This is a genomic window from Streptomyces sp. NPDC047061 (assembly GCF_040643955.1).
Taxonomy (GTDB): domain Bacteria; phylum Actinomycetota; class Actinomycetes; order Streptomycetales; family Streptomycetaceae; genus Streptomyces.
Window position 1 is genome coordinate 129,909 of sequence record NZ_JBEYVI010000027.1, and the last position, 15,092, is coordinate 145,000.

The 15,092-nt window shown below is 68.7% G+C and carries 11 protein-coding genes and 4 pseudogenes; 9 read left to right on the plus strand and 6 right to left on the minus strand.

Translation table 11 applies throughout. The annotated features are described in order from the left end of the window. Positions 1 to 113 precede the first annotated feature (113 nt). A complete protein-coding gene (locus tag ABZ887_RS32315; RefSeq protein WP_361297115.1) occupies positions 114 to 626 on the plus strand; it encodes an NUDIX domain-containing protein in 513 nt (170 codons plus the stop codon). Between the two features lie 517 nt (positions 627 to 1,143). Here the strand turns inward: ABZ887_RS32315 and ligA are convergent. Together ligA and ABZ887_RS32325 are read right to left on the minus strand one after the other, a co-directional pair. Then, positions 1,144 to 3,246: an NAD-dependent DNA ligase LigA gene (ligA, locus tag ABZ887_RS32320; protein ID WP_361297050.1), complete on the minus strand. Its 2,103-nt coding sequence runs from the start codon at positions 3,244 to 3,246 to the stop codon at positions 1,144 to 1,146. A 453-nt stretch (positions 3,247 to 3,699) separates the two neighbouring features. Continuing rightward, a complete protein-coding gene (locus tag ABZ887_RS32325) occupies positions 3,700 to 4,182 on the minus strand; it encodes an SRPBCC domain-containing protein (RefSeq protein ID WP_361297053.1) in 483 nt (160 codons plus the stop codon). Positions 4,183 to 4,286: 104 nt separating this feature from the next. Here ABZ887_RS32325 and ABZ887_RS32330 point away from each other — a divergent pair, with 104 nt between their 5' ends. Then, a complete protein-coding gene (locus ABZ887_RS32330) occupies positions 4,287 to 4,997 on the plus strand; it encodes a TetR family transcriptional regulator (protein WP_361297056.1) in 711 nt (236 codons plus the stop codon). 387 nt (positions 4,998 to 5,384) lie between these two features. On the opposite strand, the pseudogene ABZ887_RS32335 reads toward ABZ887_RS32330, so the two are convergent. Both ABZ887_RS32335 and ABZ887_RS32340 read right to left on the minus strand, forming a co-directional pair. After that, positions 5,385 to 5,803: pseudogene (locus tag ABZ887_RS32335) on the minus strand (IS5 family transposase); the annotation flags it as partial. 4 nt (positions 5,804 to 5,807) lie between these two features. Continuing rightward, entirely contained in the window at positions 5,808 to 6,125 is a 318-nt protein-coding gene (locus ABZ887_RS32340; RefSeq protein WP_361297059.1) for a hypothetical protein, read from the minus strand. A 110-nt stretch (positions 6,126 to 6,235) separates the two neighbouring features. Here ABZ887_RS32340 and ABZ887_RS32345 point away from each other — a divergent pair, with 110 nt between their 5' ends. Together ABZ887_RS32345 and ABZ887_RS32350 are read left to right on the plus strand one after the other, a co-directional pair. Further along, positions 6,236 to 6,646, plus strand: coding sequence for a hypothetical protein (locus ABZ887_RS32345; RefSeq protein ID WP_361297062.1), 411 nt, complete (start codon positions 6,236 to 6,238; stop codon positions 6,644 to 6,646). Between the two features lie 1,248 nt (positions 6,647 to 7,894). Continuing rightward, positions 7,895 to 8,602, plus strand: a pseudogene (locus ABZ887_RS32350) (transposase); the annotation flags it as partial. Here ABZ887_RS32350 and ABZ887_RS32355 read toward each other — a convergent pair. Beyond that, complete coding sequence (locus ABZ887_RS32355) at positions 8,597 to 9,067, minus strand: hypothetical protein (protein ID WP_361297065.1); 471 nt, start codon at positions 9,065 to 9,067, stop codon at positions 8,597 to 8,599. The pseudogene ABZ887_RS32350 and the gene ABZ887_RS32355 sit on opposite strands and share 6 nt — an antisense overlap. A gap of 129 nt (positions 9,068 to 9,196) precedes the next feature. On the opposite strand from ABZ887_RS32355, the gene ABZ887_RS32360 reads away from it, so the two are divergent. Then, positions 9,197 to 10,426, plus strand: a complete 1,230-nt coding sequence (locus ABZ887_RS32360; RefSeq protein WP_361297068.1) for an IS701 family transposase — start codon at positions 9,197 to 9,199, stop codon at positions 10,424 to 10,426. A gap of 120 nt (positions 10,427 to 10,546) precedes the next feature. On the opposite strand, the gene ABZ887_RS32365 is transcribed toward ABZ887_RS32360, so the two are convergent. Beyond that, positions 10,547 to 11,401 (minus strand): alpha/beta hydrolase-fold protein, encoded by an 855-nt coding sequence (locus ABZ887_RS32365; RefSeq protein WP_361297071.1) that lies wholly within the window; start codon positions 11,399 to 11,401, stop codon positions 10,547 to 10,549. Between the two features lie 479 nt (positions 11,402 to 11,880). On the opposite strand from ABZ887_RS32365, the gene ABZ887_RS32370 reads away from it, so the two are divergent. The 4 genes and pseudogenes from ABZ887_RS32370 to ABZ887_RS32385 all read left to right on the plus strand — a co-directional run. Next, positions 11,881 to 12,336 carry a hypothetical protein gene (locus ABZ887_RS32370; RefSeq protein ID WP_361297074.1) on the plus strand — a complete coding sequence of 152 codons (456 nt, stop codon included), beginning with the start codon at positions 11,881 to 11,883 and terminating at the stop codon, positions 12,334 to 12,336. A gap of 76 nt (positions 12,337 to 12,412) precedes the next feature. Then, on the plus strand, positions 12,413 to 13,459 hold the full coding sequence (locus tag ABZ887_RS32375) for a hypothetical protein (protein WP_361297076.1): 1,047 nt from the start codon (positions 12,413 to 12,415) through the stop codon (positions 13,457 to 13,459). 704 nt (positions 13,460 to 14,163) lie between these two features. Beyond that, positions 14,164 to 14,229: pseudogene (locus tag ABZ887_RS32380) on the plus strand (type I restriction endonuclease subunit M); the annotation flags it as partial. Positions 14,230 to 14,243: 14 nt separating this feature from the next. Next, positions 14,244 to 14,928 (plus strand): annotated as a pseudogene (locus ABZ887_RS32385) (IS5 family transposase); the annotation flags it as partial. Positions 14,929 to 15,092 lie beyond the last annotated feature (164 nt).

The window sequence follows — 15,092 nt, forward strand, 5'->3', positions numbered from 1 at the left end:
CCGACCAGTGACCATCCGAGGCCGGTGCCCGTATGTCCGAGACTCCCCTCGGACATACGTGGTCCGGTTCCGCGGGCAGCCGGGAAGCGGCGTTGTCGGTGGGCTCTGCCAGGGTGTGCGTCGTGGACGAATTGGTGGAGCGTGTCGACGATCAGGATCGTGCGCTGGGGGTGGTGGTCAGCCGCCGGCAGGCCATCCGGGAGGGGTGGCTGCACCGGGTCGCCGTGACGGTGTGCCGTGACGAGCGCGGGCGGATCCTCGTCCACCGGCGGTCGGAGCAGCTGTCGCGCTTCCCCGGGCTCCATGAGGTCCTGGTCGGTGGCGCCGTGGATGTCGGCGAGTCCTATGAACAGGCCGCTGCGCGGGAGCTGGCCGAAGAGCTGGGCGTTCGTGTGCTGCCGGGCCTGCTGTTCACGTTCCTCAACCGCAGCGGTTTGAGCCCTCACTGGCTCGGCGTGCACGAAGCCGCGGTGCCGGACACGGTGGCCGCCGATCCCGACGAGGTCGCCTGGCATGGCTGGCTGACCGAGCCGGAGCTGCGGTCGGCCCTGCGGGAGTGGCACTTCACTCCCGACAGCCACGAAGCCTTCAGCCGGTATCTCGCGTTCCAGGCCGCCCAGTCCTGACCTGGCTGCCTCTCGCGGGCTGGCATGCCTGCTTGCGGCCGACACTCCTGGTGAGAGTGGCTGTTCGTGACAGGGAGTACGGATGCTTGGTCGACTCCCGCTCGTCGAGCAGCTGGATGGCTCGCGGTCCGGTGCATCTCCGGTACGAGCAGGGCCGACGACGTCTTGCAGGACGGGTGCCGGGCAGGGACCGCGCTGCCTACGTACGTAACCCCAACCTCTGCTCTGAATCGCGGCGCGCCCGGCCCTGCGGCTGATGCCCCGCGACAAGGCCAAGGCCCCGGCTGGACGGGGGAGACCAGCCGGGGCCGGGTGGTGACCTGCGGAGGGCGGTCGCCTCTCGGCGGCAGGCTCCATGGGGCTTCAGCCGGACGATCGTCCCCATGGGCTATAGGTGAGGCCCGGGGACACTGTCCCCTCCGCGGTCACATACAGATGAACGGTCAACCACCGCCGCTTTGTTCCCGCTCAGGTCGTGCAAGCCGTTGTGAGCTGCAGAACATGCTGTGCCGGGGCTTCAATTGAGGTAGTCGGCGACCAGGGCGGCGAATTCGTCGGGTGAGGCGAGCCGGATGCCGAGTTGTTCGGCCTTGGCCCGCTTGGAGCCGGCGTTCTCGCCGGCGACGACGAGGGTGGTCTTCTTGGAGACGCTGGAGGAGGAGCGGCCGCCGGCGTGTTCGATGAGTTCGTTCATCTCGTTGCGGGACAGCCGCTCCAGGGCTCCGGTCATCGCGCCGGTGACGACGACGGTCATCCCGGCCAGCGGACCCGCCTCCGCGGCGGCCGCGGGCGTTTCGCCGTCGGTGCTCACCTCGTCGGCGGAGGCGGAGGCGGAGGCGGGCGGGGTGGCGCCGGGCTCGGTCATGTTGACGCCCGCGGCGGCGAGTTTGTCGATGAGCGGGGCGAGTTCGGACAGTTCCGCGACGATCGAGGGGGCCTTCTCCACCCCGATGCCGTCGACCTGCTGCATCGCCTCGGTGTCGGCGGCACGGATCAAGTCCATGGTGGCGAAGTGGCGTGCGATACGGCGGGACATGGACCGCCCGGTGCCGCGTACCCCGAGTGCGCACAGCACCCGCGACAGCGGCTGCAGTTTGGCCACCGCGATCGCGGCAAGCAGGTTGTCGGTACTGGTCTCGCCCATCCTCTCCAGGCCGAGCAGTTGCTCGCGGGTGAGGGTGAACAGGTCGGCGAGGTCGGTGACGAGGCCGGTTTCGACGAGCTGGACGACGCGGGTGGTGCCGAGGCCTTCGATGTCGAGCTGGTCGCGGCCGGCGGCGTAGGAGAGGGAGGCGACCAGGTGGCAGTTGCGGCCCTGCGTGCACCGCCAGCGTTCCTCGCTCCTGTCGATGTCCGATCCGCAGCGCGGGCAGGCCTCCGGGAACGCAATGGGCTGCTCGTCGCCGGTGCGCAGGTGCGCGGCCGGGGCCTGGATGCGGGGGATGACGTCGCCGGCGCGGTAGACCATGACCTGGTCGCCCAGGCGCAGGTCGCGGCGGGTGATGTCGGCCGGGTTGTGCAGGGTGGCGTAGGTGATCGTGGAGCCGTCGATGACGACCGGTTCGAGGACGCCGCGCGGGGCGATGATCCCGGTGCGGCCGACGTTCCACTCCACGGCCAGCAGCCGGGTGATCTTCTCCACGGCCGGGAGCTTGTAGGCGATCGCCCATCTGGGCGCGCGGGAGCCGGAGCCTGCGGCCTGCTGGTCGGCGGCGAAGTCGGCCTTGATGACGATGCCGTCGATCCCGAACGGCAGCCCGGCACGGACCGCGCCGATCTCCTGCACCCGGGCGAGGACCTGCTCCACGGATTCGACGACGGCGTCCGGAACGTCGGTACGGGCACTGGTGTGCACGCCGAGCTCGGCGACCAGGTCCATCAGGTCGCTGTGCGCGGACGCGGTCAGCCGCTCGGCGAGCACCGGGTCGGTGCCGGGCAGGGGGAGGAGCCCGTAGCCGAAGAACGTCATCGGCACCGTGTAGAGGCGTTCCCTGGCCCGCAGCGTGCCCGCCGCGGCGTTGCGCGGGTTCGCGAACGGCAGCCCGCCGTGCTCGGTGCGCACCTCGTTGGCGTACTCGAACTGGGCGCTGGTCATGAGGACTTCGCCGCGCACCTCCACGGTGACCGGCTCGGCCAGCTGCTCCGGCAGTCCCTCGATGATGCCGATCGCGTGCGAGACGTCCTCCCCGGCCGTCCCGTCCCCGCGGGTGATCAGCCGGGAGAGCCGGCCCTCGGTGTAGCGGGCGGCGATCGCGAGGCCGTCCAGCTTCGGCCCGACGTGGAAGCGGGCGACCTCGTGGCCGACACGACGGGCAAGGGAGGCGGTCCAGGCGGTGAACTCCTCCGGGGAGAACACGTTGTCCAGGCTCAGCATCGCCACCGTGTGCGGGACATCGCCCCCCACCGCGCCGCCGGCCACCTTCCCGGTGGGGGAGCCGGGCAGCACCTGCTCGGGGTGAACGGCCTCGTACGCGGCGATCGAGCGCACCAGCCGGTCGTAGGCGTCGTCGTCCAGCGGCGACGTGCCGCCCGCGTAGTACGCGGCCGCCGCCCCGACGGCCTCCTCGACCGCCTGCGCGTAGGCGACGGTATCCACGATCTCTGCTACTGGTGTCGTCATGACCGGCATCATGCCTCCCACCACTGACAACGGGACTTTCCCGCACTTCCCGAACCGACCGGGGAGCACGGGTTCGGCGTCATCCGCAGTCACGGGTCCTGCTCCGGCCCACCGGCTGGTCGTGTCGCCCGGAGCACAGACGCTGACCGCTCGGCACGCTGCCCGGCATCCCGGCGCCGCACGAGCAGTACCGAGAGGGCAACGACGGTCAGGCGCAGTTGCTTCAGGGGGCAGCAGTGTTTCGTGGGCGATCGTGACCTGGTCGGTGTCCAGGGTCAGCGGAGTAGCCGTCCACGGTCAGGGTGTTGACGTTGCGCTGCTGCCAGGTGGCCGGCAGGACGTGGGGGAGGAGGGGCAGTGCCCCGGCGTTGTCTGCTGGGCAGCCGCGGTGGGCGCCGACGTCGCGCAGGTTCGGATGTGCCCGCTGTTCAGTGAGTTCTCGTGCCGGCCCTGCTAGAGCCGCTTGGGGCCGAGGGGGCTCGCCGGTCGCAGGTTGCCTTGGTCGTCGAGGTCGTTCAGCACTGCGGGCAGGCCCTTGGTGAGCATCTTGGTGCGGACGGCGCCAAGGAGTTTGGCCATGAAGAAGCCTCCGGCGCCGGTGAAGCCGGTGTGGTCGTAGGTGAAGGTCGTTCCGCTGCCGTGCGGTTCGAGCCGGTAGGCGACCTCGGTCACCTCGCCACCGCTTTCGTCCTGCCACGAGTAGCGCAGCAGCGAAGGCTCGCGGACCTCCAACACCTCGCACACCACGACACCGCTCCAGCCGGGCTTGGGCTTCGCGACGAACCTGAACGTGGTGCCGATCGCGGTGGCGAAACCCTCGGGCCGAGCGCCGGCGCCGGTAGCCGTCCACAGGGGAATCAGCTCCGGATCGGTGACCGCTCGCCAGACCTTCTGCTGCGGGTGCGGGTAGTCGCGGACGATGTGGATGACGCTCATGGAGGGTCTCCTTTCGCATGCAGGCGTCAAGCCCGACATTAATCTTCAGTGGCTGTAAATTTACAGTAGCAGAAAATATTTAGGGACTGGACTATGCTTCGGTGATGACCATGCGCACCGTGGACTGGACGGCCCTGCGGCCGCGCGACGAGGAACCCGCCGTCGAGGGGCTGCGGGAGCGCAAGAAGAGGCTTCTGCGACGGCAGCTGTCCGACACAGCCACCGAGATGTTCATGGAACGGGGCTTCGACGCCGTACGGGTCGCCGAGGTCGCAGAAGCGTGCGGGGTCTCGGAGAAGACGGTGTTCAACTACTTCCCGACCAAGGAGTCTCTCGTCCTTGACCTGGGCGAGGCCACCTTGAACTCCTTGCGAACCACCCTGGCCGATCCAGACCTGTCGCCGGTCGACGCGACGCTGAGGATCCTCTCCGGCGAGCTGGCGAACATCACGGCGTGGCTGAGCGCGCAGAGCGACCCGGCCGAGGCCAAGGCCATGCTTCTGCGCTTCGGCATGCTGATCAGATCCACCCCGTCTCTGCGGGCCTATCAGCGTGACACGGCAGACCAGCAAGTCGCCGTAGCCGCCGAAGTCCTGGCCCGGCGCGCCGGAATGAGCCCGGACGACCCCGAACCGCAGGTCGCCGCGACGGCCCTGCTCGCCCTGTGGCCCGTCCAGTTCCGGGCACTGCGCAAGCACCTGAACCTCGCCCGGACCCCGGAGGAACTGCACGACGCGGTCAGCGCCGACGTCCAACGCGCAGCCCAACTCATCGACACCGGACTCCACTCACTTACCCCAGGTCGGCGCAGTTAGCGAAACAGCCCCGGCCCGGGGCAATGGCGAGCAACAACACCGCCATGCCGGTTCGCCGGTCGACCCGACCCCGTCACCAACGTCCATGGACAGAACACCTGGGCACCCGCCTGCGGGCGCCCAGGCCCGACAGGTCAGGCGCATCCGCCGGGAATCCATCCGAGGCAGTGGCGGGGTAGTACCGGACACTGGTGGCGTGGCCAATGTGCCCGCCGACTCCGGTGGTGTGCCCGGGTCCGCTGCGGTTCGGTGGGCGATCGCGGACGGGTGCTTCGGTGGGCAGCCGCAGGCGGTGCGGGCGGCCTTCTCGCACCAGCCCTCGTACGCGGTGTTGCCCAGCCGGCCCGATACCAGGCGATCGCCTTCTCCGCACTGCACGGCATCTGCTCCTCGGGGCCGGCCGAGGGTCTGGCGCGTTTGCGAGCGGCCCGAGTCTTCCAGTTCGTCCCCGTCCTCGGCCCCTTTTCGCGGGCGCCGGCCGCGTGCTGGTGAGCCCGGTTGATCGTGGAGTCGACCGATACGGTCCACTCCACCCGGCCCACCGCGCCGTCGCGGACCTGGACGTGCTCCAGGAGCTTCGCCCAGGTCCCGCCTGCCTCCCAGCGGGCGAAACGCTCGTAGACGGTCTGCCAAGGCCCGTACCGCTCGGGCAGATCACGCCACACAGCCCCGGTCCGCAACCGCCACAACACACCATTGACCACCTGCCGGTGATCACGCCACGGACGACCACGCCCGTCCACCTGCGGCAGCAAGGGCTCTACGCGCTCCCACGCCGCATCCGTCAATTCACCCCGACCAGCCACAAGATCAATTGCCAGAGGAGTACTTGCCCGGATCAGGCGCCTTGTCCCGCACGAAGAGGCTCAGCCGGTACGTAGTCGGCTGCATCAGGCGCCCGCAGAGGGTGTCCATCCGCGCTGCGGACCAGTCGATCTGCGTGTCCGATGCCCGGAGGCGGCGAATGTGCTCGCGCCACTCGGGCTCATCCCGGGTCTCGAAAAGCACTTCCCAGCGGCCTGCCTCCGGCGCGAAGCGGTCAGCAACCCGCCGTATCTCGTCCTTGCGCTGACGGCTTCTCCTGCGCTGCCCCGGCATCGGCCAAGCATCGCTGGCCGTGACCGCCACGGCAAGGCCATTGCCTACCGCCCCAGGCCGGCATGAGGTTGATCATTCGTCAGACAGCTCCAAGTGCCGCAACAGGCAACATCCGCCCTGCCGGTGGGTACTGTGCCGACGTGGCCGATGAGAAGGACAGCAGGAACGGCTCGATCCGGCAACGTCCGTGGGACCTGGTGGTGGAGACCGTCTTGCTGGAACTCGTCGGCCTCGCTTTCTTCGGGATCGGCACCCTGTTGGCGTGGCCGTTCGGGTGGCAGCCCGACCCCAGTCTCGGCATGCTCTTCACGAGCATGGTTGCGGTCTGGCCTGCGGTTGAGCTGTACCGTGCGGGACCGCCCCGACGGCTCGCCGTTGTTGCCGCCGTCCTTGCGCTGGCAACGGTGACACTGTTCGTGGCTGCAGTGGCGAACTGGGCCCTCCCCGCGTCTGCTGACTCAGACGTCGGTCTCCTCGTCGGCTACGTCGTCGCCGTACCCATCGGCGCGGCTGTGTTCGCGTGGCTCCTCAACAGGGCGAACGTTGCCTGACGCGGTACTGGGCACCGCCCGGCACACCGTGCTCGTGGATCGCCCCGGAGGGACCCTCACGCGTAGGGACTGGACAGGCGCTGGTGCGGCGGAGCACGAACGGCTCAGGGCTGTCCCCACGTATGGGGACTGAACGCTTGCTGACCTGCACGGCTGTTGCCGTGTGGACGGGATTCGCCCCAACAGCCGCTCTCCTGGGCCGGTGGCACCCGGCAGCTTTCGTCACGGCGGCCGTTCACGCCCGGTCTGGATCCCCGGTGCCGGAGGCGGCTGGGCTGGCATACTGGGTCTTGCGTTTGCGGGCGCACACCACCCCTTTGGCCACCGCCTCGGGTGAACCGGGCCGCCGCCAGGACCACGATGATGTACCCCGGCTCGGATCCGATTCCTCGCGTCCACGGCCTGCCGGATACATGGTGCGGTGGAATGTATCTGCTGTGAGAGCAGGCCTGATGGGAACGTGATGTCCGGTCGTACCCACCGCACGCGTCCGGCACGGGCTTTCGCCGCAGAGCAGCCCATGCCCTACCAGACGACCCTGACCCATGTGACCGCCTGCAGCGAGGCCGGACTTCTTCCGGCCCGCCTCGACCAGGAGGGCATGAGGCAGGCTCTTGTCGTTCTGCAGCAGAACCTTGGAGCACCCGGCCCGGCGAGGCGCGCGGGTTCTGAAGCGCAGATGACAACCGCCGCAGCGACGGCAACGGCGCAAACGACGGCGGCGACGGCCGAGCGGCCGCCGCTGTCCAAGAACCGGCGCTGCGTAGCCCTGGCGGAGGCGTCGAAGCCGGTCCTTCGGGCGACCTGTCCGCCGGAGGCCGGCGGGTACGGCGGGGAGTTGCAGGCCAACCTCCACCCCGCGGACGCACAGATGCTGGGAGGCATGGACCTCGTCCGGGCTGCGATGCGTCGTGCGGCACGGCAGCTGGGATGGTGGGTGCGGACCGTGGGTTATGCCCGTGAACGCCTCGTCGTGGTGATTGTCCAGGACGTCCGCGCAGCGCCCGCCGAGTTCGCAGACGCTCTGGAAGAGCACTTCCTCCGTGCGGACCACGAAATGCTCGAGCGTATGGCGGCAGGCAGGGACGGGGAGAAGACGAGCCGAGCGGCAGACTCAACAGTTCCTGCGGGCCGCCCAGTTGGCGATCACGGCCGATCCCGACGTGTGGCGCTAGAGCTGTCCGGCCGATCAAGTGACTGTCGCCTGGTCGGATCGTTGTCCCGTGTATGGGGCGGGGGAAGCGCGGTGATCTGTCGGAGCGGTTCGGGCCGTGGAAGACGGTCTATGAGCGTCATCGGCTCTGGTCTGCGGACGGTACTTGGGAACGGCTGTTGGAGCAGGTCCAGGCTGAGGCTGATGCGGTGGGCGAGATCGACTGGGATGTCTCGGTGGATTCCACCATCGTGCGCGCGCACCAGCACGCGTCCGGAGCTCGCACCGACCCGCCACCGGCCCTCGCTGCCCCAAAGGGGGGCGAGCCACTGGAACACCAGGACGAGGCTCCGTGGCAAAGCCTCGTCGACCGGCTGGTGGAGGTGGTGCAGGAGGCGAGGGCCTGGGGCGTTCGCGTGGCGGCTTCACCAGCGAGATCCACCTGAGCGCGGACGGCCGCTGCCGTCCGTTGTCGCGGTTCGGGCCGGGCCCGCAAGAAGCCGGGCAGCGTTGCAGCAGACAAGGGCTACCGCGATGGCCCATGCCGTCAACACCTGCGGCGGCGCGGCATCAGGCACACGATGCCGGAGAAGGGCAACAGCCGGGCTGCCCGCCTGCGCAAGGGATCACGAGGCGGACGGCCACCGGGGTTCGACGAGGAGCGGTACAAGAAGCGCAGCACCGTCGAACGAGCCGTGAACAGACTCAAGAACTTCCGTGCGGTGGCTACGCGGTATGACAAGCGCGGCTACGTGTTCGGCGCTGTCTCAGCTGCAGCCGTCATCGTGTGGCTCCGCTCATGACCGGCCACTCACGTTCAAGTCGAGTGCGGAAGCCCGGCCGACTGCGGCAAACAGGATGAGTGGCAGCTCCTTGTCGGCCTGGCCGAGCGCCAGCGCGAGCCACCGGCCGCTATCGGGGAGCGGCCACACCTGCATGCTCACGACCTGTTGGCTGAGGTAGTCGAGCGGCTGGGGCGCCGGCTCTCCCTCGCAACCGGCACTCAGATACGGTCCGAGGCCAACGAGGAACGCATTGCCCCACCGGGTCGTCAGGCGTGCTGCCAGGTGGTCGAGGCAGGCCCGCAGGTCAGCTTCGGCCTCAACCCAGGCCAGCCCGTCGTCGTCATCCCAGAAGTCCCGACTGACCTGCAGTTCGCGTACATGATGCTCTGGTCCACCGCCCCCGGAGGCGTCGGCATAGGTCACCTCCGGGAACGGCTGCACGGCCAACGCGTCAATCGTCGAGAGGTACTCCTCGATGGTCATGGGCGCAGGTTGTTGGACCGCGCAGACAACCACCGTGACCGTGCGCACCAACCACTGATCGACCGGACAGCTCCTAGTAGTGCTTCGTTAGGTCTTGGCGTTTTCGCTGATCACGAGCATGTTGGGTACGTGGATGCACATGAAGTGAACCGATTACGGGCCGCGTTGGGGCTGTTCGTGGAGGATGTGTTCGCCTCGGTGCCGCGCAAGGATCAGCGGGCCAGGGGCGAGTGCTATCTGCGGGGGCTGATGTTGGACGGCCGGCGCAAGTCGATCCAGCCGATGGCACATCGACTGCCGGACGGGACCATGCAGGCCTTGCAGCAGTTCGTCAGTCAGTCGCCGTGGCAGTGGACGCCGGTGCGGCGGCGGATCGCCGAACGGCTGGCCGAAGTGGTCCAGCCCGAGGTGTGGATCATCGACGATGTGTCGTTTCGCAAGTGCGGGCGGGCCTCGGTGGGGGTGGCCCGGCAGTACTGCGGCGCGCTGGGCAAACGGGCCAACTGCCAGGTTGCCGTCAGCGTGCACGCGGCCACCGATACCTCCTCCTGCCCGTTGGAATGGGAACTGTTCCTGCCCGAGGAATGGGCGCACGACATCCCGCGGCGCCGGGCCGCGGGCGTGCCCGACGAAGTCGGGCATGTGACCAGGCCCCGTCTGGCCCTGGGGCTGCTGGAGAGGCTGGCGGGCTGGCTTGCGTCGGTGCCGGTGATCGTGGCCGACTGCGGTTACGGCCGCAGCGTCGCCTTCCGCCTGGCACTGGAGGAACGGGGCTGGTCCTACGTGATGGCCGTTGAGCCCAAGGAGGTCGCCCGCCCGGCTGGTGCCGTCCCGTACCTGCCGCCCTACCAGGGGCTGGGGCCGCCGACTCTGCCGCGCTATCGCGAGCCGGCCCGCCCCCTGCACCAGCTGACCGAAGCAGGCACCCGCTTTGAGAGCGTCACCTGGCGCCAGGGCAGCAAGGCACCGATGACCTCCCGTTTTGCGGTGATCGAGGTGCGGCCGTCGGGCAAGGAAGCCACTCGCACAGCGCAGGAACACGCCGGCGGACGCAGCCGGCGGGACGGTGTGCTGCCGCTGCGGACCCTGCTGATCGAACAGCCCGAGACGGCGACCGAGCCCACCGGCTACTGGATGACCAACCTGCCCGCCACCACCCCGGTCGCCGACCTGGTGCGCTGGGCCAAGATGCGCTGGCGCATCGAGCACGACTACCGCGAACTCAAGCATGGCCTGGGCCTGGACCACTTCGAGGGCCGCACCTGGCGCGGCTGGCACCACCACGTCACCCTGGTCACCGCCGCGCAGGCCTTCCTCACCCTGCGGCGCTACGACCCAAAAGCCCGCACGAAAGCCTGAGTCTCTACCAAGTCCTCGACGCACTGCAGGACCTGCTGCGGTGCTGGAGCGGCACCTGCAGCACCTGCGGACGCCCCCTCACCACAGGCAGAACCAGAACCAGAACCTAACGAAGCAGTACTAGTGCGGGCGATCACCCGACCGCCACGACCAGCGCAAGGCATCAGGGAGCAGGACTCCACCGTGGTTGGGGCTGTGACCGCCGTCGCCCAGGACGAGGCGGAAGTCGTATCCGGCCTCCGCAAGCGCGGCCGCGACACGCAAGTTGTTGGCGAGCCAGTTCGCTTCGGGCTCGTTCCAGCGCAGGTCACGATGGCCCGCTTGCAGTAAAACGCGCAGTGGCTTGCGGGGAACGCCGGGTATCAGTTCGGGGTACGGGTTGCCGCCTGGCATCTGCGTGAAGCTGGACAGGTACCCGATGACGCGGCGGAACTTGTCCGGGCGCAGCCACGCTGCGGTAAAGGCGCAGTTGCCGCCGCTGCTGCCACCGCAGATGCCCCACCGGTCAGGATCCGCGGTGATCGTGTACCGCTGCGTGACCTCGGGGATGATCTCGTTCAGGAGGAAGCTGACGTATCGGTCGTCGAATGCGTCGTACTCGGTGTTGCGGTTCTTCGGGTCCGCGGCGTCGGGGAAGATGCCGGGGTCGACGAACACGCCGATGGTGGCCGGGATGTCGCCGCGGTGGACGAGGTTGTCCAGGACGATCGCGCCGCGGACCTCTCCTTCGGGGTCCAGGTACCACCATCCGTCCTGGAACACCATCAGTGACGCCGGCTGTGCGGGGTCGTACTGGGCGGGCACGTGAACCCAGAACTTCCGGGAGGTACCCGGGTAGATCGCGCTGTCGTTCCAGTCGAACTCGATTGTCTCGCCGACAGGCACGCCGGGCTGGGCAGCCGAGTCGGGGCCGTGGGCGTAGCGGACGTCCGACTGGTCGACCGGCAGCGGTTGGTAGGGCACCTCGATCGTCACGCGGGCCAACCTAGGAGAGATCGCTGGTCCTCTCAAACGGGTTTGATGCCCATGTCTCACGGCTTGACTTCCTCCATTGGGAAGCCGTTCTGAGCATGGCAGTGGGCCGCGCGGTCTCTTCACGCGTGTGCCGCCGGTCGTGCATGCGTATCTGGGACACGACGTTTGGGTGATCACCCGTGAGGCACCGAGACCGTGCCGATCGGTCTACCCGTCTTCGCTCTTGCCGCGGCCGATGCGGCGACCCCAGAGTTGTACTTCACGTCCTTGGGGGTGGCCGGATGAGGCGTACGCGCGCTCGTCAGTTAGTGGTTTCCACTGGGGGCGCGTGCGCTCTGCTCGCTGCGGCGGCCTGCGGTGGCGGCGCAGAACGAGCCGCCAGGCCCTCACATCCGGCTGCAGTATCGCGGACGTACACCAGCCGGTCCTTCGCGACGCCGCTCACGATCACCGTCCCCGCCTCACTGGGAGCGCTGCCGGTGTCGGACACGAGCACCTTCCTGACGTGGGTGAGGTCGAGCAACAAGGTCCGGTTCCTGCTGCCCGCGGTCGTGTACCGGCCAGAGGGCGGTGGGAGCCCCGAAAAGCCTCCGGCCACCTACAAGGGCTACCTGGCATTCCTTCATGAGCAGGCCGGACATCACGCGAACTGGCGGGATGAGAAGCCCACGACCGTCGGTGGTCGCGCCGCCACACTGCTGACCGGCACCACCAATGAACCGATGGACGGATCGCTCGGCTGCCCGACGGCCGAAGCGGATCCCGACAAGGACTGCTTCGGCCTCCAGCCCGACTACGAATTTCGAGTGGTCGTCATCGACGCTCCCGGCAGGCCGCTGGTGGCATGGACCTTGATGGATCTCACTCAGGTCCAGGATGCTTCGGCCGCCGTCACACGGTTCGAGGGCATGCTCCGGACCGTCAGATTCCGATGAGTGCAGATCCTTGTGGCAGTGGACGACGCGCAGCTGCTGAACGAGGGAGCGCCCGAGGGCGCCAGGAGGTGTCAAGGTGAGAAGGAACCTGGGAGTCGAGGCGCTGCTGCTCGCGCCACTGCTTGCGCTCGCCGCTTGCACGTCGGGCGCACCGAAGGCGCAGCAGTCCACATCCGGCTCGGCGGGAGCGTCCCCGAAGGTGGTCCATCTGACGATGGCCGTGCCCTACGGCACCACGTCTGCGGTGGAGAGGTTCATCCAACAGGCCGCAGAGGCGACCGGGGGATCCCTGCAGATCGACGCCAAGCTCAACTGGCGGACGGGCCGGCTCGCCTACGAGGACGGCACGATCGCGGACGTCCAGGCGGGCAAAGCGGATCTGGGGGTGGCAGGCACGCGGGCCTTCCCCGGCGCCGTGCGGATGCTCAGCGCGCCAGAGCTGATCACCAGTTACGCGGCCCAGGAACGGCTGTTCAAGAGCCCCCTCTACAAGCGGCTGGGCACCGCACTGAGCGTCCCGGGCGTCACCGGCCTCGGCCTGCTCCCGGGCCAGTTCCGCTACCTGTTCACCGCGAGTCGCTCGGCCCCGACCCCCACCGGTCTGCACGGGCAGCTCATCGGCGTGGCACAGTCGAAGCTGGCGGACGACACCTTCCACGCTCTGGGCGCACGCACCCGCTGGTATCCGCTGTCCGGGTCGGTCAGCGACATGGACGCCATCGAGTCCTCGATCGCCTCCTTCAACCACGAGGGCTACGCCTCCTCCAAGAAGTACCTCACAGGGAATCTGGTGCTGTGGCCCCGCATGGCCGTCCCCTTCATCAGCGACACCGCGCTGAAGCGCCTGAGTCCCCACCAACGCCAGGCGCTCACCCGGGCCGCGTCCGCAGCCTTCGACGACACGATGTCGGAACTGCAGGCAGAGGACGCGGATGAACTCACCCAACTCTGCGCGGGAGGGCTGGTCGTGGGGCAGGCCGGTGCGGCGCAGCTCGCGGCGTACCGTGCGGCCGTCGCTCCGGTCGACACCCGGCTGGAGCACGCCCCCCAGACCGGCGAGCTGTTCACGCTGGTGAAGTCGCTGGTGAAGGGAGCGAAGCCGGAACCCGCCCTTCACTGCTGATGCCCCTGGACCTTCCTGAGCGGGACCCGCGGACGGCCCTGGGTCGCACGATTCGGGAATGGCCGGCGGCTGAGCCTTCCCGAACGATCCGGCGGGCAGGGAGACGAGTGCCGATGCCGCCAACGGGGAGCTGCGGAGCAGCGGGCCCTGCCGGCATGCGCGAGGGTTGTGCCATGAGTGCAGTTCCTCGGGAAGGACCGCCTCACCAGCGCAGACCTGCGGACTCGCAAGTGATACGTGATCCTTCTGGACGCTCCGAACTCTCCGGCGGCGACCGTCCAGCCGATCTTGGTTACGGCTGGTGGAGCCACCTGCGGTGTTCGACCAACGAGCAGTTGTACGTCGCGTGATCGGTCTGCCGAAGTCGCAGCTCAGCCAGTCCCTCCAAAGGATCTACACCCATCTGCGATCCCTTTGACAGTGACTACGCTCAGTGGCGCTCTCCTGGGTCTCTTTCGGTCTTCTCTGCGTCCGTGCTGCCCGTGCCTCGGCATACGAACAAGGCAGCCGCCTGGCAGACTCGTGACACCGGCGGCGACGCACCGCCACGGTCTGACTTGGAGGTTGTCCCACGTGGCAGGTTTCGCGGGCTTCTTGCAGCGGGCCAGGGCGGCGGTCATGGCCAGGCCCTTGGCTCTGCCGGTCGTTGGGGACCGAGTACGGGATCTTGAGACCACGAGCTGCCCATGGCAGGCTCATGCCGCGTGATCGATGAATTCGCGAAGGACAACCTGCACGGGAGACTGCGGCGGGACCGCAGGGCGCTGCTCTTGTTCCGGACGATCTGTGGGAACGCGTGGCCCCGTTGTTGCCACCTGCTCCTGAACGGCGCCGCCGTCATCCCGGGCGGTTGCGCGTTCCTGACCGAGCAGCACTCGCCGGCGTCCTGTTCGTGCTGCGGACCGGTGTCGCCTGGCGGGACGTCCCGGCGGAGACCGTGGGCTGCTCCGGAGTGACGGCGTGGCGTCGGCTGCGGGACTGGACCGAGGCAGGTGTCCGGCCCCGCCTGCACGCCGCCCTGCTGAGCGAGCTGCGCCGCACCGACCTGCTGAACCTGGACGACTGCGCCGTGGACGACTGCGCCGTGGACGACTGCGCCGTGGACGGCTCGCACATCCGGGCTCTGAAAGGGGGGATCATGTCGGCCCCTCGCCTGTCGACCGCGCCTGCCCCGGCTCGAAGCACCACCTGATCGTCGACCGCCACGGAACCCCGCTCGCCGTCACGCTCACCGGCGGCAACCGGCACGACGTCACTCAGCTTCTGCCCCTGCCGGACGCCGTCCCATCGATCCGGGGACTGCGAGGACGCCCCCGCCGCACGCCCCGGCGCCTGTACGCCGTCCGAGGCTGCGACTTCGACAAGTACCGCCGCCTGCTATGGAAGCGCGGCATCAAGCCCGTGATCGCCCGACGCGGCGTCGCCCACGGCTCCGGACTGGCAAGGTCCGCTGGGTGGTCGAACGCGCCTTGTGCGCCACGAGGCGCTCTGTTTGTATCCCCGGCTCAGCCGGGAGGAACTCGGAAGGAGGTTCCTGGGCCCGATGACTTACCTGGATCCGAAAGGTGAAGGGGACAAGAGCATGTCAGAAAACTTGTGGCCGGGGCCAGTTGTCGGGCACGGTGCGCAGGGT

Coding starts and splice junctions, on each gene's coding strand:
- ligA (WP_361297050.1), bottom strand. CDS start 3,246: ATGACGACACCAGTAGCAGAGATCGTGGATACCGTCGCCTACGCGCAG.
- ABZ887_RS32325 (WP_361297053.1), bottom strand. CDS start 4,182: ATGAGCGTCATCCACATCGTCCGCGACTACCCGCACCCGCAGCAGAAG.
- ABZ887_RS32330 (WP_361297056.1), top strand. CDS start 4,287: ATGACCATGCGCACCGTGGACTGGACGGCCCTGCGGCCGCGCGACGAG.
- ABZ887_RS32355 (WP_361297065.1), bottom strand. CDS start 9,067: ATGACCATCGAGGAGTACCTCTCGACGATTGACGCGTTGGCCGTGCAG.